Origin of the sequence: Sphaerisporangium sp. NPDC049003 (assembly GCF_043197795.1) — a bacterium.
Classification (GTDB): domain Bacteria; phylum Actinomycetota; class Actinomycetes; order Streptosporangiales; family Streptosporangiaceae; genus Sphaerisporangium.
Genome location: NZ_JBICTU010000010.1, coordinates 113,945 through 136,529 on the forward strand (window position 1 = coordinate 113,945; position 22,585 = coordinate 136,529).

At 72.8% G+C, this 22,585-nt stretch carries 20 protein-coding genes; 4 read left to right on the forward strand and 16 right to left on the reverse strand.

Features of this window, described 5'->3' with window-relative positions; all coding sequences use genetic code 11:
- Positions 1-9: 9 nt before the first annotated feature.
- The 9 genes from alc to uraD all read right to left on the reverse strand — a co-directional run bounded on the left by alc (position 10) and on the right by uraD (position 8,174).
- The gene (alc, locus tag ACGFIV_RS13445; protein ID WP_358560436.1) at positions 10-984 is read right to left on the reverse strand and encodes an allantoicase; all 975 of its coding nucleotides are present in this window, start codon (positions 982-984) and stop codon (positions 10-12) included.
- A gap of 51 nt (positions 985-1,035) precedes the next feature.
- Positions 1,036-2,334: an allantoinase AllB gene (gene allB, locus ACGFIV_RS13450; protein WP_358560434.1), complete on the reverse strand. Its 1,299-nt coding sequence runs from the start codon at positions 2,332-2,334 to the stop codon at positions 1,036-1,038.
- Positions 2,335-2,355: 21 nt separating this feature from the next.
- Complete coding sequence (locus tag ACGFIV_RS13455) at positions 2,356-3,504, reverse strand: glycerate kinase (protein WP_358560433.1); 1,149 nt, start codon at positions 3,502-3,504, stop codon at positions 2,356-2,358.
- A gap of 96 nt (positions 3,505-3,600) precedes the next feature.
- Positions 3,601-4,980: an 8-oxoguanine deaminase gene (locus ACGFIV_RS13460; RefSeq protein WP_392834798.1), complete on the reverse strand. Its 1,380-nt coding sequence runs from the start codon at positions 4,978-4,980 to the stop codon at positions 3,601-3,603.
- Positions 4,981-4,982: 2 nt separating this feature from the next.
- Positions 4,983-5,456 carry a (2Fe-2S)-binding protein gene (locus ACGFIV_RS13465; RefSeq protein WP_358560431.1) on the reverse strand — a complete coding sequence of 158 codons (474 nt, stop codon included), beginning with the start codon at positions 5,454-5,456 and terminating at the stop codon, positions 4,983-4,985.
- On the reverse strand, positions 5,447-6,322 hold the full coding sequence (locus tag ACGFIV_RS13470; protein WP_358560429.1) for an FAD binding domain-containing protein: 876 nt from the start codon (positions 6,320-6,322) through the stop codon (positions 5,447-5,449). Before ACGFIV_RS13470 ends, ACGFIV_RS13465 begins: the two co-directional genes overlap by 10 nt.
- Before the next feature lie 10 nt (positions 6,323-6,332).
- Positions 6,333-7,235 carry a factor-independent urate hydroxylase gene (pucL, locus tag ACGFIV_RS13475; RefSeq protein ID WP_358560427.1) on the reverse strand — a complete coding sequence of 301 codons (903 nt, stop codon included), beginning with the start codon at positions 7,233-7,235 and terminating at the stop codon, positions 6,333-6,335.
- A 2-nt stretch (positions 7,236-7,237) separates the two neighbouring features.
- Positions 7,238-7,561, reverse strand: a complete 324-nt coding sequence (gene uraH, locus ACGFIV_RS13480; protein WP_358560425.1) for a hydroxyisourate hydrolase — start codon at positions 7,559-7,561, stop codon at positions 7,238-7,240.
- A 64-nt stretch (positions 7,562-7,625) separates the two neighbouring features.
- Positions 7,626-8,174 (reverse strand): 2-oxo-4-hydroxy-4-carboxy-5-ureidoimidazoline decarboxylase, encoded by a 549-nt coding sequence (uraD, locus tag ACGFIV_RS13485; RefSeq protein ID WP_392834668.1) that lies wholly within the window; start codon positions 8,172-8,174, stop codon positions 7,626-7,628.
- Between the two features lie 165 nt (positions 8,175-8,339).
- On the opposite strand from uraD, the gene ACGFIV_RS13490 reads away from it, so the two are divergent.
- Complete coding sequence (locus tag ACGFIV_RS13490; RefSeq protein WP_358559486.1) at positions 8,340-9,182, forward strand: deoxyribonuclease IV; 843 nt, start codon at positions 8,340-8,342, stop codon at positions 9,180-9,182.
- Between the two features lie 541 nt (positions 9,183-9,723).
- On the opposite strand, the gene ACGFIV_RS13495 is transcribed toward ACGFIV_RS13490, so the two are convergent.
- The 3 genes from ACGFIV_RS13495 to ACGFIV_RS13505 form a co-directional block, all read right to left on the reverse strand.
- Positions 9,724-10,536 (reverse strand): LytTR family DNA-binding domain-containing protein, encoded by an 813-nt coding sequence (locus ACGFIV_RS13495; protein ID WP_358559488.1) that lies wholly within the window; start codon positions 10,534-10,536, stop codon positions 9,724-9,726.
- A gap of 73 nt (positions 10,537-10,609) precedes the next feature.
- Positions 10,610-11,800 (reverse strand): histidine kinase, encoded by a 1,191-nt coding sequence (locus ACGFIV_RS13500; protein WP_358559490.1) that lies wholly within the window; start codon positions 11,798-11,800, stop codon positions 10,610-10,612.
- Between the two features lie 54 nt (positions 11,801-11,854).
- Entirely contained in the window at positions 11,855-12,463 is a 609-nt protein-coding gene (locus ACGFIV_RS13505; RefSeq protein ID WP_358559492.1) for a molybdopterin-dependent oxidoreductase, read from the reverse strand.
- 272 nt (positions 12,464-12,735) lie between these two features.
- Between ACGFIV_RS13505 and aroF the strand changes: the two genes are divergently transcribed.
- The gene (gene aroF / locus ACGFIV_RS13510) at positions 12,736-13,770 is read left to right on the forward strand and encodes a 3-deoxy-7-phosphoheptulonate synthase (protein WP_358559494.1); all 1,035 of its coding nucleotides are present in this window, start codon (positions 12,736-12,738) and stop codon (positions 13,768-13,770) included.
- Positions 13,771-13,825: 55 nt separating this feature from the next.
- Here the strand turns inward: aroF and thiI are convergent, their stop codons facing one another.
- The 3 genes from thiI to ACGFIV_RS13525 all read right to left on the reverse strand — a co-directional run bounded on the left by thiI (position 13,826) and on the right by ACGFIV_RS13525 (position 17,524).
- Positions 13,826-15,094 carry a tRNA uracil 4-sulfurtransferase ThiI gene (gene thiI / locus ACGFIV_RS13515; RefSeq protein ID WP_358559496.1) on the reverse strand — a complete coding sequence of 423 codons (1,269 nt, stop codon included), beginning with the start codon at positions 15,092-15,094 and terminating at the stop codon, positions 13,826-13,828.
- Positions 15,095-15,343: 249 nt separating this feature from the next.
- On the reverse strand, positions 15,344-16,369 hold the full coding sequence (locus tag ACGFIV_RS13520; RefSeq protein ID WP_358559498.1) for a 6-phosphofructokinase: 1,026 nt from the start codon (positions 16,367-16,369) through the stop codon (positions 15,344-15,346).
- Between the two features lie 150 nt (positions 16,370-16,519).
- The gene (locus tag ACGFIV_RS13525; RefSeq protein WP_358559500.1) at positions 16,520-17,524 is read right to left on the reverse strand and encodes a lactonase family protein; all 1,005 of its coding nucleotides are present in this window, start codon (positions 17,522-17,524) and stop codon (positions 16,520-16,522) included.
- A 184-nt stretch (positions 17,525-17,708) separates the two neighbouring features.
- On the opposite strand from ACGFIV_RS13525, the gene ACGFIV_RS13530 reads away from it, so the two are divergent.
- Positions 17,709-18,620 (forward strand): bifunctional helix-turn-helix transcriptional regulator/GNAT family N-acetyltransferase, encoded by a 912-nt coding sequence (locus ACGFIV_RS13530; RefSeq protein WP_358559502.1) that lies wholly within the window; start codon positions 17,709-17,711, stop codon positions 18,618-18,620.
- A 268-nt stretch (positions 18,621-18,888) separates the two neighbouring features.
- Positions 18,889-21,936: a P-loop NTPase fold protein gene (locus ACGFIV_RS13535; protein ID WP_392834681.1), complete on the forward strand. Its 3,048-nt coding sequence runs from the start codon at positions 18,889-18,891 to the stop codon at positions 21,934-21,936.
- A gap of 72 nt (positions 21,937-22,008) precedes the next feature.
- Here the strand turns inward: ACGFIV_RS13535 and ACGFIV_RS13540 are convergent, their stop codons facing one another.
- Positions 22,009-22,476 (reverse strand): DNA starvation/stationary phase protection protein, encoded by a 468-nt coding sequence (locus ACGFIV_RS13540; protein ID WP_358560318.1) that lies wholly within the window; start codon positions 22,474-22,476, stop codon positions 22,009-22,011.
- Positions 22,477-22,585: the final 109 nt, after the last annotated feature.

Here is a 22,585-nt window from a genome sequence, read left to right on the forward strand (position 1 = left end):
TGCCCGGTCTTACAGGTCGCGGGGAGTGCCGTGGAGGCGGAGGCGGCCCATGCCGCCGTCGGGGTAGATGTCGAGGCGTACGTGCGTCGCGACGCGGTCACCCGGCAGGCGGAACCTGTGGCGGGTGTCCGGCTGGAGCCGGGTGCGCGGGAGCAGCTCGAACCACTCGGTGTCCTCCCCCGGCGGGCCGTCGCCGGCCTCGGCGGCCATCAGGGAGGCCGCGCCGGGGGCGTTGTACACCAGGTTGGTGGTGTCCAGCTCGGCGACGCGCACGACGCCGGGCACCGCCAGCCGTACGACCAGCCAGTCGTTGCCGCCGTCCCGGCGGCGGGAGGTCTCCCACCCCTCGGCCTGGTGCCGGGGCAGCCCGGGGGCTATGACGTTCGCCGGCGAGGAGTAGAACTCGTCCGAGCAGGCGGTGACCATGGCCCCGTTCTCCAGGGCGGCGAGGTCCACGGTCATGCCCTCGTACAGCGCCAGGTCGGGCGCCACCTCGCCGTGGACGCGCAGCCGCGAGACCCCGCCGTCGGGGAAGATGTTCAGCCGCACGTGGGTGAACCGGCGGCCGTCGCCGACGGCGAACTCGTGCGCGGCGTCCCCGCCCAGGGGGCTCCTTGGCACGATCTCCACCCACTCGGCCTCCTGGAGCTCGGCCACCGAGGGGTACCCGCCGACCGCGCACGCCTCGACCGAGGCGAAGGGCGGGTAGTTGCCGGTGAACCACGCGGTGTCGACCACCACACACCGGACGGCACCGGGCATGCCGAGCCGCACGATCGCCCAGTCGTGGCCGGGCTCGCGGCGCCGCCGGGTCTCCCAGCCGTCGTAGACCTGGCCCCGGGGGCCGAAGGTGCCGGGCTGGAACGCGGGCGCGCCGGGCCTGATCAGTGCCTGCCGCTCGGCGAAGGACTCGTCGCTCGCCGCCACGACCGACCCGCCGCAGGTGCGCAGCGCCAGGTCGGGCAGGCGCGTGAGGTCACTCACCGGCACCGCCGGTGCTCGCGGGGATCGGGTGGCAGCCGGCCGGAAGGTCGTTCAAAGAAGCACTCCAAAAGGTGGGACGGTGTCGGACACGGGCCGGCCGCGCAGCCAGGTGGTGCGCACCACTCCGGTCAGCGTGCGGCCGTGGTAGGGCGTCACCGGGTTGCGGTGGCGCAGGTCTGTGGCGTTCACGGTGAACCCGGCCGCGTCGTCGAAGGCCACCAGGTCGGCGTCGAGGCCCACGGCGATGCCGCCCTTGGCGGTCAGGCCGGCCAGCTCCGCAGGACGCGCGGACATCCACTCGGCGACGCGCGTCAGGCCGTACCCGCGCGAGCGTGCCTCGGTCCACACGGCGGGCAGGCCGATCTGCAGCGAGGAGATCCCTCCCCAGGCGGCGGCGAAGTCGGGCACCTTCAGGTCGGGGGTGGACGGCGAGTGGTCGGAGACGACGCAGCTCAGCACGCCCGCCGCGAGGCCCTTCCACAGTTCGTCGCGGTTGCCGCCGTCCCTGATCGGGGGGCAGCACTTGTACTCGGGGCCGCGCACCTGCTCGGCGGTGAGCGTCAGGTAGTGGGGGCAGGTCTCGGCGGTGATCCGCACCCCGTCGCGCCGCGCGGCGTCCAGCGGTTCGAGGCAGGAGGCCGAGGACACGTGCAGGATGTGGACGCGCGCGCCGGTCTCGCGGGCGGCGGCGATGACCCGCTCGACGGCCCGGCGCTCCGACTCCCCCGGCCGCGAGTCGAGAAATTCCGGGTATGTCGGGCCGAGGGGCTCGGTGAGCAGCGCGGGGTCCTCCGCGTGCACCACCATGAGCCCGTCGAACGCGGCCACCTCGCGCAGGGCCGTACCCAGGCCCGCGGCGTCCAGCGGCGGGAACTCCTCCACCCCGGACGGCGACAGGAAGCACTTGAAGCCGTACACGCCCGCCTCGTGCAGCGCGCGCAGCTCGGCGGCGTTCCCGGGGATCGCGCCGCCCCAGAAGCCCACGTCGACGGCGCACTGACCGGCCGCCGCCGCCCGCTTGACCGCGAGCGCGCCCGCGTTCACCGTGGGCGGCAGCGAGTTGAGCGGCATGTCGACGATCGTCGTCACGCCTCCGGCCGCCGCCGCCCTGGTGGCGGTGGCGAACCCCTCCCACTCGGTGCGGCCGGGCTCGTTGACGTGGACGTGGGTGTCGACCAGGCCGGGCAGCAGGCACACCTCGCCGAGGTCCACCCGCTCGGCCGCCGGTGCCGGGTCGTCGTAGGGCAGGAGCGCCGCGATCACGCCGTCCCGCACGGCCACGGCCAGGGGGCGCTCGCCATCGGGCAGCACCGCCCGCCGGGAGCGCACCACCAGATCGAAATCGCTCACAGTCCTCCGTCCAACCGGGTGTCAGTCATGGGCGTGGGCGGGCGCCTGGGGGAGCCATTCGGCGGCCAGCGTGGCGGAGAGCCGGGTGAGGAGCGGGCCCGCCTCCGCCATGCAGCGTCGCACGTCGTCCTCGATGCCGGTCAGCGCGAAGGCGGCCTGGATGCCCGCCGCGCGCAACTGCTCGCCGGTCAGCGCGCACCGGCCGCACACGGCGACCACGGGCACCCCCGCCTCGGCGGCCGCCGACGCCACCCCGGCCGGGGCCTTGCCGCGCAGGGTCTGGTCGTCGAGCGAGCCCTCCCCCGTGATCACGAGTCTCGCGCCGGAGAGCCGCGCGGAGAAGCCGAGCAGGTCGAGCAGAAGGCGGATGCCCGGCCTGATCTCGGCGCCGAGGAAAGCCATGGCCGCGAACCCGACGCCGCCCGCCGCCCCCGCGCCCGGGGTGTCGCGCGCCCGTACGCCGAGGTCGCGCTCGGCGAGGTCGGCCCAGCGGGCCAGGCCCTCCTCCAGCCTCGGCAGATCGGCCGGTCCCGCCCCCTTCTGCGGGCCGTAGACCGCGGCCGCGCCTTCGGGGCCGAGCAGCGGGTTGTCCACGTCGCTGGCGACGACGAACGTCGTGCCGGCGGGCGGCGCGAACCCCGAGAGGTCAAGGGAGCGCAGGCCGGCCAGGGACCCGCCCCCGGGCGGCAGGTCGCGGCCCCGCGCGTCGAGCAGGCGCACGCCGAGCGCGCGCATCATGCCGGAGCCACCGTCGGTGCAGGCGCTGCCGCCGAGGCCGAGCACCACCTCCCGGGGACCCTGGCGCAGGGCCGCCGCGATCAGGTCGCCGGTGCCGTCGCTCCCGGCCGTGAGGGGCGCGAGCCGCCCGCCGGGGAGCCGGTGCAGGCCGGACGCCTCGGCGAGCTCGACCACCGCCACGCCGTCCAGGAAGCCGTAGGCGGCGCTCACGGGCTCACCGGTAGGGCCGGCGACGACGGCCTCGACGCGGTGGAACCCGCAGGCGACGGCGGCCTCCACGGTGCCGTCCCCTCCGTCGGCCACCGGCAGTGTCACGACCGTGAGGTCCGGCCGGGCGGCGCGCAGGCCCGCCGCCACCCGGCCGGCGACCTCGACGGCGCTGAGCGAGCCCTTGAACTTGTCCGGCGCGATCAGCACGTGCCCCGGCGTCACGCGCGGGCCTCCGGGTGGGCGTGCCCCGGCGTCATGCGAGGGCCTCTTGGTGGGCGTGCCCCGACCCAGGGGCCTCTCGGCGTGCGGGTCCCGGCCTCAAGCGCCGACCTCCCTGTTCACGCTGAATCCCCTGTCGGCGGCGAGCCGGGTCAGGCGGCGGTGTGCCTCGACGCCGGCCCGTCCCGCGGCGTCGTGCGACACCGTGCGCAGCTCGCCGTCCTCCACCACGGTCTCTCCGCCGACCAGCACGCGGGCCACGGGCGGCGTCGCGCCGAAGACCAGCGCGCAGACCGGGTCCTCGACGGCCGCCGCGAAGCCGTCGACCCGCCACAGGACGATGTCGGCGAGCTTCCCCGGCTCCAGAGAGCCGATCTCGTCCTGCCGGCCGAGGCACCGGGCGCCGCCCAGGGTGCCGATCTCCAGCGCCTGGCGGGCGGTGAGCGCCGCCGGCCCGTACCTCGCGCGCTGGAACAGCAGGGCCTGCCGCATCTCGCCCGCCAGGGGCGTGAGCTCGCTGGAGGCGCTGCCGTCGACGCCGAGGCCGACGATCGCACCGCCCCGCAGCATCTCGGACACGCGGGCGATGCCCGCGCCGAGGCGGCCGTTGGAGCTCGGGCAGTGGGCGGAGCCGGTGCCGGTCTCGGCGAAGCGCCGGATGTCGCGATCGTGGAGGTGGACGGCGTGGGCCACCCAGACGTCGGGGCCGAGCCAGCCCAGCTTCTCCATGTAGTCGACCGGGGTGCAGCCCATCTGCGCCAGGCAGTGCTCCTCCTCGTCGCGCGTCTCGCACAGGTGGGTGTGGAGGCGCACGCCCTTGTCGCGGGCCAGCGCCGCCGCCTCGGTCATCAGGTCGGCGCTGACCGAGAACGGCGAGCACGGCGCCACGGCGACGCGGAGCTTCGAGCCGAAAGAGGGGTCGTGGTAGGCGTCGACGGCCTCGGCGGTGGCGGCGAGGATCTCCTCCAGCCCCTCGACCACCTCGTCCGGGGGCAGGCCGCCCTGCGAGACGCCCCGGTCCATCGACCCCCGGCACGGATGGAAGCGGATCCCGAGGTCGCGGGCCGCCTCGATCTCGGCGGCGAACAGGTCGCCCCGGCCCTTGGGGAAGATGTAGTGGTGGTCGGTGGTCGTGGTGCAGCCCGACAGCGCGAGCCAGCCGAGCCCGGCGGTGGCCGCGCCCTTCACGACCTCGGCGTCCATGGCCGCCCACACCTGGTAGAGAGCGGTGAGCCACTCGAACAGCGTGGCGTCCTGGGCGACTCCCTGGGAGGCCCACTGGTACAGGTGGTGGTGGGTGTTGACCAGGCCGGGGGTCGCCAGGCAGCCCGAGCCGTCGATCCGCGTGGCGCCGGGGACGTCGGGGGCCGGGCCCGCGCCGAGCGCGGCGATGCGGCCGTCCTCGACGTGGATGTACCCGCGGCCGATCTCGGGCCCCACCACCGGGGCGATCGCGACGTTCTCGATGAGGGTTCCCACGGTCACGCCACCCCGGCCTTCCTGGCGGCGGCGAGCCGCACCGCGTCGAGGATCTTCTCGTACCCGGTGCAGCGGCACAGGTTGCCCGCCAGGGCCTCGCGGATCTCGGCGTCGCTGGGCTCGGCGTTGCGCTCGATCAGGTCGTGCGCCTGGACGAGCAGGCCCGGCGTGCAGAACCCGCACTGCACGGCTCCGCACTCGACGAAGGCCTCCTGGATCGGGTCGAGCCGGTCCCCCTGCGCCAGCCCCTCGACCGTGCGCACCTCGCGGCCCTCGGCCTGCCCTGCGGCGACCAGGCACGCGCACACCGGCAGGCCGTCGAGGTAGACCGTGCAGGAGCCGCATTCGCCCTGCTCGCAGGCGTTCTTCGAGCCGGGCAGGCCGACGCGCTCGCGCAGGACGTAGAGCAGGCTCTCGCCCTCCCAGACGCCGTCGACCGCCTCGGGCCTGCCGTTGACGGTGAAGTTCACGCGCATGCCGCCGCCTCCTCGCGATAGTCGTTCCAGGCCCAGGTGAGCGTGCGGCGGGCCATCACCGCGACCGCGTGGCGCCGGTAGTCGGCGGTGCCCCGGACGTCGTCGATGGGTGAGGCCGCCTGGGCCGCCAGCTCGCCGAACCGCGCCAGCAGCGCGGCGTCGAGGGGGCCGGACCCGGTCCAGTCGAGCTCGGCCGCGAGGAACTCCTCCGCGGCGAGTGCCCGGCGCGGGGTCGGGGCCGCCGAGCCCACGCCGGTACGGGCGCGGCGCTCCTGTGGGTGCAGCGCTATCGCGAAGGAGCACACGGCGATGACCATGGCGTTGCGGGTGCCGACCTTGGAGAAGTACTGCGGGCCCTCGGCGGGCGCCATCCAGAAGGCGCGGATCAGCTCGTCGGGTTCCAGCGCGCTGCGCTTCACCCCGAGGTAGAACTCGGCGGCCGGGATCATGCGCGTGCCCCGCGCGGCGGACTCGACCTCGATCACCGCGTCGCCGGCGAGCAGGGGCGGGTGGCTGTCGCCCGCGGGGGAGGCGGCGCCGAGGTTGCCGCCGACCGAGCCCCGGTTGCGGATCTGCGGGGAGCCGACCGTGCGGGAGGCCTGGGCCAGCCCGGGGAGCCGGTCCCCCAGCTCGGAGATGATCCGCGCGTACGGCACCCCGGCGCCGACGCGGAGCCGCCCGTCGGACATGGGCTCCCAGCCGGCGAGGTCGGTGACCTGGTTCAGGTCCAGCAGCGCCACCGGGCGGCGCACGTCGAAGTTGATCTCGACCATGACGTCGGTGCCGCCCTGGATGGGCACCGCGTCCGGCCGTTCCGCCTTGGCGGCCAGCGCCTCGCCCCAGGTGGTGGGTCGCAGGAACTCCATCTGTACTCCCCTAGTCCCAGGCCGGGCCGGCGTCCGGCGCGTCGTCGTGGAGCACGGCGCCCTCGATCAGCCCGTACGGGCGATCGGCGGCGAAGTAGACCTCGTTGTCGTTGTCCAAGCCGAAAGGAGTGAGATCGACAAGGAAGTGGTGCTTGTTCGGGAGCTCCAGCCGCACCTCGCAGACCTCCTCGCGCGTGGCCAGCACGCGGCCGCCCATGGAGAAGAGCGTCTGCTGCAGTGACAGGCTGTGGGTGTCGGCGAACGCCTCCAGCAAGGATCTCCGCACTTCATCGTACGATTTCCCGAAATCATACGAATTGGCGAGTTCGGACGCGCCGGCGGGATCCGGGAGCGCGGGCGGCGCGGTGTGGCGCCAGCGCGCGGTCACGGCGGTGGCGAGGACGCGGTCGGTGGCCGGCGGCAGCGTGGTGTACTCGTCCTCGATGAACCCGTGGAACTCCGAGCCCGTCGAGTTCAGCAGCACCAGATCGCGCAGCCCCGACACCACCGTGGAGGTGCCGTCGCGGTCGTGGTGGACCACGCACGTGCGCGTCTCGGCGGCCGAGCGCAGGAAGGAATGCGGCCCCCGGCGCTCCCAGGAGTACTCCTCCACCGCCACCCGGGCGTGGTGGATCGTGGGCTGCGAGCCGACGAAGTGCCGGGCGAGCAGCAGGGCGAACTCTTCGATCTGCCCGATGCCGTGCTTCTTGGCGAAGGCGTAGACCGTGTTCTTCTGCGAGTCGGTGGGCAGCACGGCGGCGTTGCCGCCGTTCCTGTGCACGTCCTCCATCGCCCCGGAGAGCGAGATGGAGACGTTGCAGTCCTTGAGGTGGTGGACCTCGCCGTCGCGGGTGACGCGGACGACGCGGGTCTCCGCCTTGCCGTAGCGGTTGGGCCCGAGGACGACGGTCATCGCTAGCTCCCTCGGTAGGTCGAGTAGGCGAACGGGCTCAGCAGCAACGGCACGTGGTAGTGCGCCTCCGGGTCGTCCACGAAGAAGGTCACGACGACCTCCGGGTAGAACGCCGTCACCCCCGACCGGGCGAAGTAGGCGCCGGTCTCGAAGACCAGGCGGTGGACGCCCTTGCCCGGCTCCCCCTCGGGCAGCCAGTCGCGCAGGCGGCCGTCCTGGTCGGTCACGCCCTTGCCGGCCAGGCGGTCCCCCTGGAACAGGCTCACGGCCATGCCCTCGGCCGGGCGGCCGTTGCCGGAGTCCAGCACATGGGTGGAAAGGCTCATCTCTCCTCCTCTGCGCGGCCGGCCCGCGCGCGCATGGACGGGGTGGACGGGGTGATCAAGTTGGTCATGCGCCGCCCTCGCCCCTGCCCTCGCCCTCCGCGAGGAGTTTGGCCACCCGCAGGCGCGTGATCTTGGCGAGCTCCTCCCGTACGACGGCCCGCTCGGCCTCCTCGTCGTTCAGCAGGCGGCCGGCGAGCCGGTCGAGCATCTCCCCCGCCGACAGGCCCGTGGCGCAGATCAGGTAGACGTGGCCGAACCGCTGCTCGTACACCGCGTTGCGGGCGGCCAGCTCCGCGAGCACCCGCCGATCGGCTCCCGCCGTACCGGACTGCTCCTCGCGCGACCACGAGGACTCCCGGCCCGCCCCGGCGGCGCGATCGCCGATCCGCGGGTGTGCGCTCAGCGCCTCCAGCACGTCCGCCCAGCCCAGCGCGAGGACGGCCGCCTCGGCGGCGTCGCCCAGCCCGCCGGGATCGTCGTACGGGCGCAGGGCGGCGACGCGGCGGGCGAACGCGCGCGAGGCGCAGCAGCTCAGCAGCTCCTCCTCGGCCTCCGGAGGGCTGAGCGCGTTGAAGCCTGCCAGGCCGCGTCGAGCGGGTGTCACTTTCGGCATGCCAGCAAGTAGACCGCCACCGGCGGGCGTGGTCCAGCGGCGGGAGCTCCCAAGTGGCCCAACGCATCGTCACGACTTTTCGTGTCATGCTCCAAGTGGTCCGGCCACGAGCCCGGAAAACGGCTTTCCGGACATCCGGCGACCTCCCCTAAGCTGGGTATCACCATGACCGAAACCTCACTCATCGGCGGGCACGCGCTGGTCACAGGCGGTCTGGCCACCGGCGGCCTGCGCTACGCCGCCGAGATCGAAGCGGAGATCATCCAGGTCTTCGTGACCAACCCCCGCGGCTGGGCGCTCGCCGAGGGCAGGGCCGCCGAGGACGCCGCGCTGCGCGAGTCGGGCGTCCCGATGTTCATCCACACGCCCTATCTGGTCAACATGGGCTCCCCGAACGCCGACACCCTGGAGCGGTCCGTCCTGACCATCCGGCACTCGCTCCGGCGGGGCGCCGAGACCGGCGCGCGCGGGGTCGTCGTGCACACCGGCTCGGCGGTGACCCAGCCGAGGGACGCCGCGATGCGCCAGCTCCGCGAGCACCTGCTGCCGCTCCTGGACGAGATCCCGGAGGACGGTCCCGACCTGCTGCTGGAGCCGATGGCGGGCCAGGGCCAGATGCTCTGCGCCACCGTCCAGGACCTTGAGCCCTACCTGTCGGCGCTGGAGTTCCACCCGCGCGCGAACCTCTGCCTGGACACCTGCCACGCCTTCGCCGCCGGGCACGACCTGGCGGCCCCCGGAGGCATGGGGCTCATGCTCGACGCCCTCCACGCGCTCGCTCCGGGGCGGCTCAAGCTGCTCCACGTGAACGACTCCAAGGACGTCTGCGGGTCCAAGAAGGACCGTCACGAGAACATCGGCGCCGGGCACATCGGCGTGGGCGCCTTCGCCGAGCTCCTGCGCCACCCGGTCGCGGCCGGGGTCCCGCTCTGCATCGAGACCCCCGGCAAGGCCGAGAAGCATCGCGAGGACATCGCTCTGCTGAAGAAGCTCCGCGACGGGGGCTGAGCCGCACGGGGGACCCGTACCGCGATGGCGGGGTGCTCGCTCAGGGGATCCGGCCGCCCCCCTTTGGGCCGGATCACCTGTGGGGCCTCGCGGCCGTCCGGCGAACACCCCGCCTCGCCGAGGCCGACGGGCCCTACCCCCCGGTAAGGGCCCGGCGACCTTTGGCGACCGCCGGATGCGCGCGTGGGCGCGGAAGTCCGGCGATCGCCATCGGTTCCGCGTATCCAAGGTCTTTCCGGCCCATGGGGCGGGTGTCCCCCCCGGTTACGCAGTGTGGCTCTTCGACGCGGATGACATTACGGTGGGTCATCGGGGTCATGTGGCCCGCTTGGACGGCCTCTCGCCAAGCGGTCAGTAGCCAGCGATATGCGGAACGTGCCGGCGCGACGAGCGGCGCCTCCGCACCGACGAGCGGCACACCGGGGGCTCGCGTCGGACCTTCTCACAGGCCCGGAGGACGCGGACGTCCTCACGGGTCGCGGGAAAATCGGTCACGGACCCGGGGAGACGCGGACGTCCTCACGGGTCGCGGCGGAGACGGTCACGGGCCCGGTGCGACCGGGTGGGCGCCGAACGGCAGGGCGCCGGCCGCGAGCGCGTCTGCACCCATCGGCAGGGCGGCGCGGGACTGCCGTACGAGCTGCTCGCGGACGCGGCGGGTGTGCCTCCGGCTCACGGGCAGGGTCGTGGCGCCGACGCGGAGCACGATGCGGCCCTCGTCGAAGCGCATCTCGGTGACGTGACGCGCCGACACGAGCGTGCTGCGATGGATCCGGATGAAGCCCGATGAGCCCCAGCGGCGCTCCAGTGCGGCCAGGGACATGCGCACCAGATGGGTGCCCTCGGCGGTGTGCAGGCGCACGTAGTCGCCGCTGGCCTCGGCGTAGGTGACGGCGTGCTGGGGGACGAAGCTGGTGCGCCCGCTCAGCTCGACCGGGATCACGTCGTCCATCGCGGCCTCGGCCGCCGACGGGCCGTACGTGGCCGATTCGAGGCGCCTGACGGCCTCGGCGACCCGGTCGGGCCTGAGCGGCTTCAGCAGATAGTCGACGGCCTCCAGCTCGAACGCCTGCACCGCGCGGTCGTCGTGCGCGGTGACGAACACCAGCTTCGGCGGGCTCGGGAAGGCGCCGATCAGCCTGGCCAGGTCGAGGCCGTCGAGACCGGGCATGCGTATGTCGAGGAACACGCTGTCGAGCCGCTCTCCGGCGCCGATCATGGCGACCATGTCCTGCAGCGCGGCGACGCCGTCTGAGGCCGTGAGCACCTGCTCGACGCGGTTGTCCTGCCGGAGCAGGTAGGCCAGCTCCGACAGCGCGTGCACTTCATCGTCAACCGCCAGGACACGGAGCATGAGGACAACGCTGCCGCCCGGAGCACCTCCCGGGCAAGCCCCATCTCAACATTGTGTGATGGTCTGAATCCGTTTAGTTGTGTCTTGGTCGGATTTTCGGGACGCGCATGCGGACCGTCGTCCCCTCGCCGGGAGCGGTGTCGATGACCAGCCCGTACTCCTGGCCGTAGATCTGGCGCAGCCGCACGTCGACGTTCGCCAGGCCGATTCCCCCGCTGTCGCCGCTCGGCGGCTCGCCGTCGAGCATCTCCCTGATCCGCTCGGGGTCCATGCCCGCGCCGTCGTCCTCGACGGTGATGTGGACCTCGTTGCCCACGTCGCGGACCACCACGCTCACCTCGCCCGACCCGCCGCCGCGGCGTATGCCGTGGGTGATGGCGTTCTCGACGAGCGGCTGGAGGCACAGGAACGGCACGGGCACCGGCAGCACCTCGCGCATGACGTCCACGACGAAGCGCAGCTTGTCGCCGAACCGCGCCCGCTCCAGCAGAAGGTAGCGGTCGACGCAGGTCAGCTCGTCGGACAGGGTGGTGAAGTCGCCCGCGCGGCGCAGGGCGTGCCGCGCGAAGTCGGCGAAGTCCAGCAGCAGCTCGCGGGCCCGGTCGGGGTCGGTCCTGGTGAACGAGGCGATCGTGGCCAGCGAGTTGCAGACGAAGTGCGGCGAGATCTGCGCCCGCAGGGCCCGTGTCTCGGCGTCCAGCGCCCGCCGCCGCGTGGCGTCCAGCTCGGCGAGCTCCAGCTGGCCCGACGCCCACTGCCCCACCTCGGTCGCCGCCCGTACGAGCGCCGCGCTCACCTGGGAGTCGTAGGCGGCCAGGGAGCCGATGACCCGCCCGTCGACGGTGAGCGGCACCACGACGCCGCTGCGGATGGCGCAGTCCTCCGCCTCGCAGAACAGCTCGTCGCCCGCGACCAGGTGCGGCCTCCCGCCGGCCAGGACGCCGTGCACGTGGCCCAGCAGGTCGCGGGTGCGCGCCTCGCCCGGGGCCTCCCAGGCGCCGTCCCAGGCCAGCACCTGATCGGTGGTGGTCACGGCGAGGCCCTCGGTGCCGAGAAGGGCGCGCAGGTGGCGTACGGCCCTGCGGGCGGAGTCGCGGGCGAGACCGGCCCTGAGGTAGGGCGCGGCCATCGCGGCGAGGTGAAGAGTGGTGAAGGTGGCGTTGTCGGCCTGGTCGTCGTGCCCGGCGTCGGCGCCGCGGCGGCCCAGGGCGTACCCCGCGAGACCGCTCAGAACGCATAACAGTGCCCAGCCGGTAAGGAACATGCGGGCAACCGTAATAGGTCACCTGATGTGATCGTGCCCGAACTCTGCGGAACCCTACGAAGGACCGTCTCCGGGGTCCTCCTGGTAGGCATAACGCTGTTCACGCCACGGATCGCCCAGGTTGTGGTAGCCGCGCTCCTCCCAGAACCCCCGGCGGTCGGCCAGCAGGTACTCCACGGCACGCACCCATTTCACGCTCTTCCAGGCGTAGAGGTGGGGGACCACGACGCGGACCGGAAACCCGCGCTCGGACGTCAGCGGCTTCTCGTCGAGCTCCATGGCGAAGATCGTGGAATCGCGGTCGAAGTCGTCGATGCGGAGGTTGGCGCTGTAGCCGTACTCCCCCCAGATCATGATGTGGCTGACCCCCGCCGCCGGAGGGGCCGCCTCCATCAGGGTCTTGGCCGACACGCCGCCCCATTCGTTCCCCATGATCGAGAACTTGGTGACGCAGTGGAAGTCGGCGACGACGGTCACGCGGGGCAGGGCGGAGAACTCGGGCCAGGTGAACCGGATCTCCTCGCCCGAGGCGGTGGCCCCGAACACCGACATGTTCCAGCGCTCGGGCCGGAACTGCGGAACCCGGCCGTAGTGGATGACCGGGCGGCCACGTGGGATGTACTGCCCGGGGGGCAGTCGGGTTTCCTCGGTTGGATCCGGCACGCAGCAATCCTGCCACCGCGCTCTTGACCGCGTGTCATCGGCACCCCGCGGATTCCCGGCGCCGGGTGCGCGATTTGGGCCGATGAGGCATGCGCTATGATTTTGGCGATGCGTACTGTATTCGAGTTTTGGTATGGCGACGGACCCGTGGAGCGGACCGTTCGCCGTCGGATGCTGCGCTGACAGGCAAACGTCGACGAAGGCCCCGGGTCCCAAAGGACCCGGGGCCTTCGTCGTTCTCCAGGCGGTTCTCATCGAGAAGGGGCACCATCATGGTCATCGTCATGTCTCCCGAAGCCGGTCAACGGGAAGTCGACGCCGTCGTCGACCTGGTCGTCACGGCGGGAGGCGAGGCCTTCGTCAGCCGTGGCGTGAACCGCACGATCATCGGCCTCGTCGGGGACATAACGCAGTTCGGCACCCTGAACCTGGGAGGCATGCCCGGCGTGGCCGACGTCATCCGCGTGTCGGTGCCCTACAAGCTGGTGAGCCGGGAGAACCACCCCGACAGATCGACCGTGCGGGTGGCGGGGGTGCCGATCGGGCCCGACACCGTCACCCTGATCGCCGGCCCCTGCGCGGTCGAGACGCACCAGCAGACGCTGGAGGCGGCGCGCATGGCCAGGGCGGCGGGGGCCAGCCTGCTGCGCGGCGGCGCGTACAAGCCCCGCACGTCCCCGTACGCCTTCCAGGGGCTCGGCGAGGCGGGCCTGCGGATCCTCGCCGACGTGCGCGAGGAGACCGGCCTGCCCATCGTCACCGAGGTCGTGGACGCCCACGACGTCGAGCTGGTCGCCTCCTACGCCGACATGCTCCAGGTCGGCACCCGCAATGCCCAGAACTTCGCGCTGCTGCAGGCCGTCGGGGCGGTCGGCAAGCCGGTCATGCTCAAGCGCGGCATGAACGCCACCATCGAGGAGTGGCTCATGGCGGCCGAGTACATCGCCCAGCGCGGCAACCTCGACATCGTGCTGTGCGAGCGCGGCATCCGCACCTTCGAGACCGCCACCCGCAACACCCTGGACGTCTCCGCCGTGCCGGTGGCCCAGCGGCTGTCGCACCTGCCGGTCATCGTCGACCCATCGCACTCCGGCGGTCGCCGCGACCTGGTGCTCCCGCTGACGCGCTCCGCGATCGCCGTCGGGGCCGACGGGGTGATCATCGACGTCCACCCGCGTCCCGAGCAGGCCCTCTGCGACGGCCCTCAGGCGCTCGTGGACGGCGACCTGGAGGAGCTGGCCCGCGTCATGCGCGACTTCCCGCCCCTGATGAACCGCGTGGCCGCCGCGCTCACCCCGGTAGCGTAGGCGTCCGCCCCGCGAGGGGGCGGCCCCGGGGCGCCCTCCCGCGCCGCTCGCCGCGCTAGGCGCCGTCCGCGCCCATGGCCACAGCGGCCCCGGCCAGCTCGGGCCTGGGGCCGGAGTCCTCGATCTTGTACTCCTGGACGGAGTCGGCGAGCTGGACCGCGAGCTCCTCGGCGTCCAGGCGCTTCTCGATCTGCCGCAGGTCGGCGATGCGGGCGTGGGTCTCGACCCGGCGCGGGGTGAGCAGGGTGCAGCAGTCCTCGTCGGGGAGCTCGGAGATCTCCAGGGTGCCGATGCGGCGGGCCTCCGCCATGATCTCGGACTTGTCCATGCCGATGAGGGGCCGCAGGATCGGCATGCTCACGGCGTCGTCGAGCGCGGTGATGTTCTGCAGGGTCTGCGAGGAGACCTGGCCCAGCGAGTCGCCGGTGACCAGCACGGCGCGCCGCAGGCGGTGGGCGACCTCCTCGGCGGTCTTGAGCATGAGACGCCGCTGGGCGACCACCTGGAGGCGGTCGGCGCCGGAGGTCTTCAGCGACTGCTGCGCCTTGCCGAACGGCACCACGAACAGCCGGGCCCTCACCTGGTACTTGCTCAGCGCGCGCACCAGGGCGTACGCCTTGTAGATCGACTCGGACGTGGTGAACGGGATGCCCGAGAAGTGCAGGAAGTCGACCTGGAGCCCTCGGCGGAGCATGCGGTAGGCGGCGACCGGCGAGTCGATGCCGCCCGACATCAGCACGAGGCCGCGCCCGCTGGTGCCCACCGGAAGACCGCCCTGGCCCGGAAGGCCGTCGGTGAAGACGAACACCTCGTCCCTGTCGACCTCGATGTGGACGGTGAGCTCGGGGTTCTTCAGGCGGACGGGCAGGCCGTACTTGTCGTTGATCTCGCCGCCGACCATGCGGTCGAGCTCGTTGGAGCGGAGGGGGAAGCGCTTGTCGCGGCGGCGCGAGCGCACCGCGAACGTCGCCTTGCGCTCGACCTCGGGGCGGCCGGCGACCAGTTCCAGGGCGGCGGCGGTGACGGCGTCGGGGTCCTTGGCGACCCGCCAGGCGCGGTGGATCCACACCAGGCCCATCACGTCGGTGAGCCGCGCGGCGATGGCGTCGGCCGTCTCGACGCCCGTGCCCTCGGGCAGCAGGATCGCGATGACACCGTGGCGCTGGCGGACGTCGACCTTCACGCCGGAGCTCTTCAGCGCGGACTTGATGTTCATCTGCAACTGCCGCTCGAACAGCTCGCGGTTCTTGCCCTTGAGGACGACCTCACCCAGTTTGAGCAGGACGCAGGGCTCGCCCAGAGCTGACGGGGGCACGACGGACATGGGGTTGCCTCCGGGCGGTGGTGGGAGTCGGAGTCGGGCTGCGTGCCGCGCGGAAGGTCGTTCCTGCGCAGGGCACCCTTCAATTTATCCCGGATGGCGGGGTCCCGGACCCCTCACACCGGATCCGCGCCCCCGCGCGCCCCTTCCTCGCCCCCCGGAAGACCCCGCCGTCAGGCCCGTACGCCCGAGGGCCCGGAGCACCGCCCCCGGCCGTCACGGCACGGGGGTGGTGCGGATGAGGCGGGACGATCAGCCGAAGAAGACCTCGGCCTCCTCGTAACGGGACGGGGGCACGGTCTTGAGCTCGGAGGTCGCGGCGTCCAGGCTCACCCGGACGATGTCAGTGCCGCGCAGCGCGACCATCTTGCCGAAGTCGCCGTCGTTGGCGGCGTCGATGGCCTGCAGGCCGAAGCGGGTGGCGAGCACCCGGTCGAACGCGCTCGGGGTGCCACCACGCTGGACGTGGCCGAGCACCGTGGTGCGGGCCTCCTTGCCGGTGCGCTTCTCGATCTCGTGGGCGAGCAGCTCGCCGATGCCGCCGAGGCGGACGTGGCCGAACGCGTCGAGCTCGCCGGCCTGGAGCGCCATCTGGCCCTCGATCGGGTGCGCGCCCTCGGCGACCACGATGATGGGCGAGTAGCGGGTCTTGAAGCGGCTCTCGACGTACTCGCAGACCTTGTCGATGTCGAAGGGCTTCTCGGGGATCAGGATGACGTTGGCGCCACCGGCCATGCCGGCGTGCAGCGCGATCCAGCCCGCGTGGCGGCCCATGACCTCGCAGATCAGCGCGCGGTGGTGCGACTCGGCCGTGGTGTGCAGGCGGTCGATCGCCTCGGTGGCGATGTTGACGGCCGTGTCGAAGCCGAAGGTGTAGTCGGTCGCGTTGAGGTCGTTGTCGATCGTCTTCGGCACGCCGACGACGTTGACGCCGAGGTCGAACAGCTGCTTGGCCACGCCCAGCGTGTCCTCGCCGCCGATGGCGATCAGCGCGTCGACCCCGCCGTCGGCGAGGTTCTTCTTGATGCGGTCGACGCCGCCCTCGATCTTGATGGGGTTGGTGCGCGAGGAGCCCAGGATCGTGCCGCCGCGCGGGAGGATGCCCCGCACGGTCTGGATCTCCAGCGGCATCGTCTCGCCCGAAAGGGGGCCGCGCCAGCCGTCGCGGAACCCCACGAACTCGTGGCCGTAGACGCCGATGCCCTTGCGGACGACGGCACGGATGACGGCGTTGAGCCCGGGGCAGTCGCCGCCCCCTGTAAGCACTCCGATACGCATGGCGGGTTCCTCCCGATGGGGTACACAGTCAGACTATGTTGAGCTCCGCGGGCTCCAGAATGCTTTCGTCGCATCGCCGGCGCGGCCACCAACGCAGAGCATTGTGCCCCAGCGGCCAACATTGGTCTAGACCAAGTGGTGGAGCGGCGTCTACACCGCCACGGCGAGCACGCACGAGGGGCTGCCGACCTTGAACGTCTCACCGGTGGGGGTGGGGACGCCGTCGTCGATCTGGAGCGTCGCCACGGCGTCGGAGCGCTGGTTGGCGACATACATGTGCTCCCCCGCGACCGCGAAGTGCCGGGGCCACAGCCCGCCCGAGTCTACCTCGGCCACCCGGGACGGCACGGCGTCCTCCACTCCGAAGACGGCGATGGTGTCGGGGCCGCGGTTGGCGACGTAGAGGTGGCGGCCGTCCGCCGACATCTCGATGTGGGAGACGTGGTTCGGGCCCTTCGCCTCGCTGGCCGGCACGCGTCCGATCGCGCGCCACTCGGCGTCGTAGACCGTGATCATGCCGTCGAGCTCGCCCGCGACGTACCACCGGCCCTCGTGGTGGACCATGTGGCGCGGGCCGCTGCCGGGCGCCAGCCGTGCCGGGCCCTCGGGATGCAGGTCGGGCTCGGTGCCGAGAAGGTAGCGGCGGACCTCGTCGGTGCCGAGGTCGGAGACGTGGAGCGCCCGGCCGGGGCCGAAGACGGCCTGGTGGGCGTGGGGCTCGGCCTGACGGGAGGGGTCGGGCCCATGACCCTGGTGGGGGAAGAGCCTCGGCCGCCCGTCGAACAGGCCCGAACTGCCGAGCCGGTACATCGCGAGCGTGCCGTCGCCGTAGTTGGCGACCGCGAGCCAGGTGCCGGTGGGGTCGACGGCCAGATGGCAGGGATAGGACCCGCCGCTCGTGCCGTCGGCGAGCAGGCCGGGGCCGTACGGGTCGGCGGAGTAGGCGGCCACGCCGCCCTCCTCGCGCTCCAGCACCGCGTACAGCACGGGCAGCCGGGGGTGCAGGGCGAGGAAGGACGGGCCGGGCGCGGCGGTCTCGGCCAGCGCCTTGAGCACGCCGCCCTCCTCCCTGCGGACCACGGTCAGCCCGGTACCCGACCCGCCGGTCTCGGGTGTGTATCCGCCGATGTAGAGCACGTCGTACCCCGAAGTCATGTGATCGACAATAGCGCCTTGGACCTACTTCGATCTTGACAGGGGCGCGCCGGGGCCCTCGCCACGGTCCCGATTCTCGGTGCGGGGGCCCAAGTGGCACAAGTCGCCCGGTCCGCGTCACGGTCTGGATCTTCGAGCCCGGACATGCTTGACTGAGGCAACAAATCAGTTGATCGGAGCAACGATGGACGAGCTCGTCACCGGGATCCGCGCCTTCAACCGCTTCTACACCCGCGTCATCGGGGTGCTCGGGGCCGGGATGCACGACACCCCGTACTCCCTGACGGAGGCGAGGGTCCTGTTCGAGCTGGACCGGCGGGACGAGATGGAGACCGGCGAGCTGCGGCGGCTGCTCGGCCTGGACGGCGGGCACCTCAGCCGGATGCTCGCCCGTTTCGAGGCCGGCGGGCTGGTTACGCGGGAGCGCTCGGCCGCGGACGCCCGGCGCCAGGTCGTCCGGCTGAGCGAGGCGGGCAAGGTCACCTTCGGGGCGCTCGACGAGGCCTCGGCCGCCGCGGTCCGCGACATGATCTCGCCGCTGGGCGAGGAGGACCGCCGCCGCCTGATGTCCGCCATGACCACCGTCCAGGAGATCCTCGGCGAGGCCCCCAAGCCGGAGCCGTACGTCATCCGCCCGCCGCGCGCGGGCGACCTCGGCTGGGTGGTACACCGGCACGGCGTGCTGTACGCCCAGGAGTACGGCTGGGACGAGACGTTCGAGGCCATGACCGCCCGCATCGTCGCCGACTACGTCCACGGCCACGACCCGAAGCGCGAGGCGGGCTGGATCGCCGAGGTCGGGGGCGAGCCCGCCGGGTCGATCTTCTGCGTCCGGAGGGACGACCGCACGGCCCAGCTCCGGCTGCTGCTGGTCGAGCCGTCCGCGCGTGGCATGGGAGTCGGCGGACGGCTCGTCGAGGAGTGCCTGGCGTTCGCCGGCAGGGCCGGGTACGAGCGCGTCGTCCTCGTCACCGTCGACGTGCTGGCGGGGGCGCGGCGCATCTACGAGCGGGCGGGCTTCCGGCTCGACGAGCAGCACACCGAGCACGACTGGGGGGCTGAGCTGACGATCCAGACCTGGTCCCGCGACCTCTGAAGCACCTGGCCGGGACCCGAAGCACCACGGCGAGCCCCCGAAGCACCGGAAGCGGGACTCGGAGCGCCACGGCGAGGCTCCGCGGAAAGACCGGGCAAAGGGCGGGTCTCGCCCGTTCGCGGCGCGCCCGGGACCGGCCCGGCGTCTGAGACCATCCAGCGAGCCCCGATCAGCACGGCACCAGCACGAGACCAGCCAGCAGGGCGGGCACCGCGCCGGCACGGCCCGGCGGTCGAGGGGCGCGGAGCCCGGCCAGGGGAGCCCGCCGATGACCTCGATGATCGTTTCCGCTCCGCCCGCTCCGGCGATCAGGAAGCGCAAGGCCCTCGTCTTCCTCGATCGCGAGAGCGGGCCTGGACCGGGACCGGCGGGCGGGCCCGACCGCAGGCTGGTCCACGCCCTCACCGCCCAGGGGTACGCGGTCGAGACCGCCGGCTGCGACGCGGGCGACCACCGGCGGGTCGGCTCCTTCCTGGACGCCGTCGAGCCCGGCGACCTGCTCCTGGTCCGCTGGTCCACCGAGTCGGGGTGGGGGCGGCGCGAGTTCGGCGCGCTGATGGGCGAGTTCTCCCGCCGGGTCGAGCGGTCGGACGGCGCGGCGCTGCTGCTGGTCGTCGACTTCGGGTGGCTGATCACGGCGAACCCCGGCCGGCCCCACGAGACCCGGGGCCGCCTGCGGGTCAGCGGCGAGCCCGTGGCGGCCGCCGCCGCCCTGACCACGAGCGCGACCATGCCGGGGGAACGGCCCGGCCGCACGGTCTCCCTCACCGAGATCATGGCCGACGGCATCCTGTCGGGCGAGGCGGACCTCGACCGGGACGGCACCGTCTCGGTCGGCGACCTCTACCGGTACGCGGAGGAGCGGTGCGCGGAGCTCGGCGCCGACCGGCGGCCCTACCTGCTCACCTACGGCGAGGGCGAGCTGATCGGCGTCGCCTCCGCGCGTGAGTCCGTAAACGACCTCGGCGCCGCCTTCGGGACCGCTCTCGCCCGCCTCGCCGTCGCGGGCGACGCCGTGCCGCCCGTCTCGGCCGCCGAGCTGGTGAGCAGGATCTACGACGTCCACCTCGGCGAGGACGCCAGGCGGCTGCTGCGCCGCGCGACCCTGCTGGCCGAGGACGAGCCGCTCACGTCCGAGATCGCCGCGTTGCTCGACGAGGGCGCCGCCTCCGGCGAGGCGGTGCGGGAGCTGGCGCGGTGGGGCCTGCTCGGGCAGGGCCGGCCGTTCTCCGACCCCGCGGTCCGCGGGGCCGTCACCGGACGGCTGGACCCCGAGGAGCTGTCGCGGGTGTCCGGCCTGCTGCGCCGGTGGCGTGCCGCCCGCCGCGGCGCGCGGCCCCGCACCCGGCTGACCGGCGACCGGTGGACCATCAACGACAGGCTCGGCCATCGGGTCCACGCCGAGGCCATCGCGGCGTTCGTCCGCCATCCCGACACGCGGCCCCCGCTGACCATCGGCATCAAGGGGCCCTGGGGGGCGGGCAAGACCTCGCTGATGCGCATGGTGCAGGATCTGCTGGATCCGGGCGCCGCCGAGGACCGGCCCGCCGAGATCCACCTCAACCGGCACCGCCGTACGCCGGAGGAGGTGACCAACGCGGAGGTGCTCGCGCGGTCCAAGGTCCCCGAGGAGGGCCGCGCGGAGTACGCGGTGCCCGGCGAGCTGCCGCTGCGGCACGCCGACTGGCGGCCGACCGTCTGGTTCAACCCGTGGATGTACCAGAGCGGCGAGCAGGTCTGGGCGGGGCTGGCCCACGAGATCATCACCCAGGTCACCGGCCGACTGCCCCGAGGCGAGCGCGAGCGCTTCTGGCTGACGCTCAACCTGTCGCGGATCGACAGGGAGGCCGTCCGGAGGCGGGCCTACCGGCTGGCCGCCACCCGCCTGCTGCCGGTGGCCCTGGCGTTCTGCGCCACCCTGCTGTTCTGCGCCGCCGCCCTGGCCGCCGGGGCCCTGGTGCCCGCGCTGGGCTCCTTCCTGCGCGGCACGGCGGCGGCCGTCGGGTCCGGGGGCTCGCTGGTCCTGCTGGCCGCGACGGCCGTACGGCTGGCGCGGTTCCTCGGCGAGTCGGCCGACACCGCGTTCCGCAGGCTGGTCCGCCAGCCGGACCTGCTGGGCGTGTCCCCCGAGCTGGTCAAGGAGCTGACCCCCGACCCTGGCTACCGGTCCAGGACCGGGTTCCTGCACCTGGTGCAGACGGACATGCGCAGCGTGCTCGGCATGGTGGCCACCGAGGAGCGGCCCCTGGTGGTGTTCGTGGACGACCTCGACAGGTGCTCGCCCGGTACGGTCGCGCAGGTCATCGAGGCGGTGAACCTGTTCCTGGCCGGGGAGTTCCCCAACTGCGTGTTCGTGCTGGCCATGGAGCCCGAGGTCGTGGCGGCGCACGTGGAGGTGGCCTACCGCGACCTCGCCCGCACGCTGCCCGCGGCCATGGAGGAGCGTTCGGGTCTCGGGTGGCGGTTCCTGGAGAAGATCGTGCAGTTGCCGCTCAGCGTGCCGCTGCTGGACGACGGGGAACGGGTCCCCGCCTTCCTCCGCACCCTGCTCGACGTCCCCGCCGCGCCGTACGGCGGGCGGGCGGGCGCCCAGGACGGCGGCGAGGGCCCCGCCGGGCAGGCCCGTCCCCCGCAGCCCGATCCGGAGCTGGTCGACCGCCTTGAGGCGGCCATCAGGGCGCAGGGCCCGACCGCCGACGACCTCGACGCGGTCGCGCGCACGGTCCAGGAGACGGTGGCCGCCGCCCCCGCCTCACCGGGGCGGGCCGGGTACGACGACGCCATCGGCGGGCTGTCGGCCGCCGCGCGGCTCGCCGCCGACCGCGTCTACGACGAGCTCTACAGCGACCAGAACGCGTACGCCGCCATCGAGCGGGCTCTTCCCGCGCTCACGCTGAGCAATCCGCGGGAGCTCAAGAGGTATGTGAACGTGTTCCGGTTCTACTCCTTCGTCACCTACAGGCGCGCCCTGGCCGGAGCGCCACGGGCGAGCGACGAGGAGGTGGCCAAGCTCGCGGTGCTGACGATCCGCTGGCCGCATCTGCTCTCCCTGCTGGCACGGGAAGCGGACAGCGTGGGACACGCGCGGCCGCAGGCCTCCCCCGAGCCGGGCGGGCCACAGCGCGGGAGCGGTCAGACGGTGCTCGACCGGCTGGAGCGCGCGGCGGCCGGCGCGAGAGATGACGAATGGGCGGGCGCCCTCACCGAGGCGGGGCTGCTGAGTAACGCGAGGGCCGGCACGGCCCGCTGGGACGCGCTGCGCGCCCTGCTGTCCGCCCGGCCCTCGATCGCCTACCTCGCGCGCGACCTGCTCTGACGCCCTGCTCCGGCGCTGCCGGAACGGATGGACGGCCTCCGGGCCTTGACCACCCGGAGAGCCCGAAATCGCTCAGCGCTGCGCCTGGATCATCCAGTGCTGCTTCTCCAGGTCCTGGGTGATCTCGATGAGGAGGTCCTGCGTGACCGGATCGGCCTCTTCCGTCGTGTTCACACGCTCGCGCATGCGCGAGATGACGGCTCCGAGGATGTCGGTGAACGCCGCGACGACCTTCCCGTCGTCGATGTAGCCCGCGTCGAGCGGGTGGATCTGGGTGTCGCGGGCGACGGTGGCCACGCGCCCGTCGGGGTTGACCCCGAGGGCCACGGCACGCTCCGCCGCGTCGTCGGCGCGGTTCCTCGCGATGCCGACGATCTCGTCCAGCTGCAGGTGCAGCGACCGGAAGTTGCGCCCGATCAGATTCCAGTGAGCCTGCTTGCCCGCCAGCGAGAGGTCGAGCAGGTCGATGAGCGCGCCCTGGAGGGCCTCACCGGTGATCTTCTGGTTGTCGCCTGAAAGAGGGCTGGTGATCTGGGCCATGAAGTTTCTCCCCCTCAAGAGTCGTTTATGGCCTTCGTACCTAGAACGCCCTAACCGGTCTGCGTCGTTCTAAACGTTGACACTGTAATGATTGCAGTGTCATTATCGA

Bases quoted from the DNA above. Each gene is read 5' to 3' on its own strand.
- ACGFIV_RS13490 (WP_358559486.1), top strand. From the start codon at position 8,340: ATGACCGAAACCTCACTCATCGGCGGGCACGCGCTGGTCACAGGCGGT.
- ACGFIV_RS13540 (WP_358560318.1), bottom strand. From the start codon at position 22,476: ATGGCCCAGATCACCAGCCCTCTTTCAGGCGACAACCAGAAGATCACC.
- ACGFIV_RS13495 (WP_358559488.1), bottom strand. From the start codon at position 10,536: ATGCTCCGTGTCCTGGCGGTTGACGATGAAGTGCACGCGCTGTCGGAG.
- ACGFIV_RS13500 (WP_358559490.1), bottom strand. From the start codon at position 11,800: ATGTTCCTTACCGGCTGGGCACTGTTATGCGTTCTGAGCGGTCTCGCG.
- ACGFIV_RS13465 (WP_358560431.1), bottom strand. From the start codon at position 5,456: ATGCGCGTGAACTTCACCGTCAACGGCAGGCCCGAGGCGGTCGACGGC.
- thiI (WP_358559496.1), bottom strand. From the start codon at position 15,094: ATGTCCGTCGTGCCCCCGTCAGCTCTGGGCGAGCCCTGCGTCCTGCTC.
- pucL (WP_358560427.1), bottom strand. From the start codon at position 7,235: ATGACCGTCGTCCTCGGGCCCAACCGCTACGGCAAGGCGGAGACCCGC.
- ACGFIV_RS13525 (WP_358559500.1), bottom strand. From the start codon at position 17,524: ATGACTTCGGGGTACGACGTGCTCTACATCGGCGGATACACACCCGAG.
- aroF (WP_358559494.1), top strand. From the start codon at position 12,736: ATGGTCATCGTCATGTCTCCCGAAGCCGGTCAACGGGAAGTCGACGCC.
- ACGFIV_RS13520 (WP_358559498.1), bottom strand. From the start codon at position 16,369: ATGCGTATCGGAGTGCTTACAGGGGGCGGCGACTGCCCCGGGCTCAAC.
- ACGFIV_RS13535 (WP_392834681.1), top strand. From the start codon at position 18,889: ATGACCTCGATGATCGTTTCCGCTCCGCCCGCTCCGGCGATCAGGAAG.
- uraD (WP_392834668.1), bottom strand. From the start codon at position 8,174: ATGCCGAAAGTGACACCCGCTCGACGCGGCCTGGCAGGCTTCAACGCG.
- uraH (WP_358560425.1), bottom strand. From the start codon at position 7,561: ATGAGCCTTTCCACCCATGTGCTGGACTCCGGCAACGGCCGCCCGGCC.
- ACGFIV_RS13470 (WP_358560429.1), bottom strand. From the start codon at position 6,322: ATGGAGTTCCTGCGACCCACCACCTGGGGCGAGGCGCTGGCCGCCAAG.
- ACGFIV_RS13530 (WP_358559502.1), top strand. From the start codon at position 17,709: ATGGACGAGCTCGTCACCGGGATCCGCGCCTTCAACCGCTTCTACACC.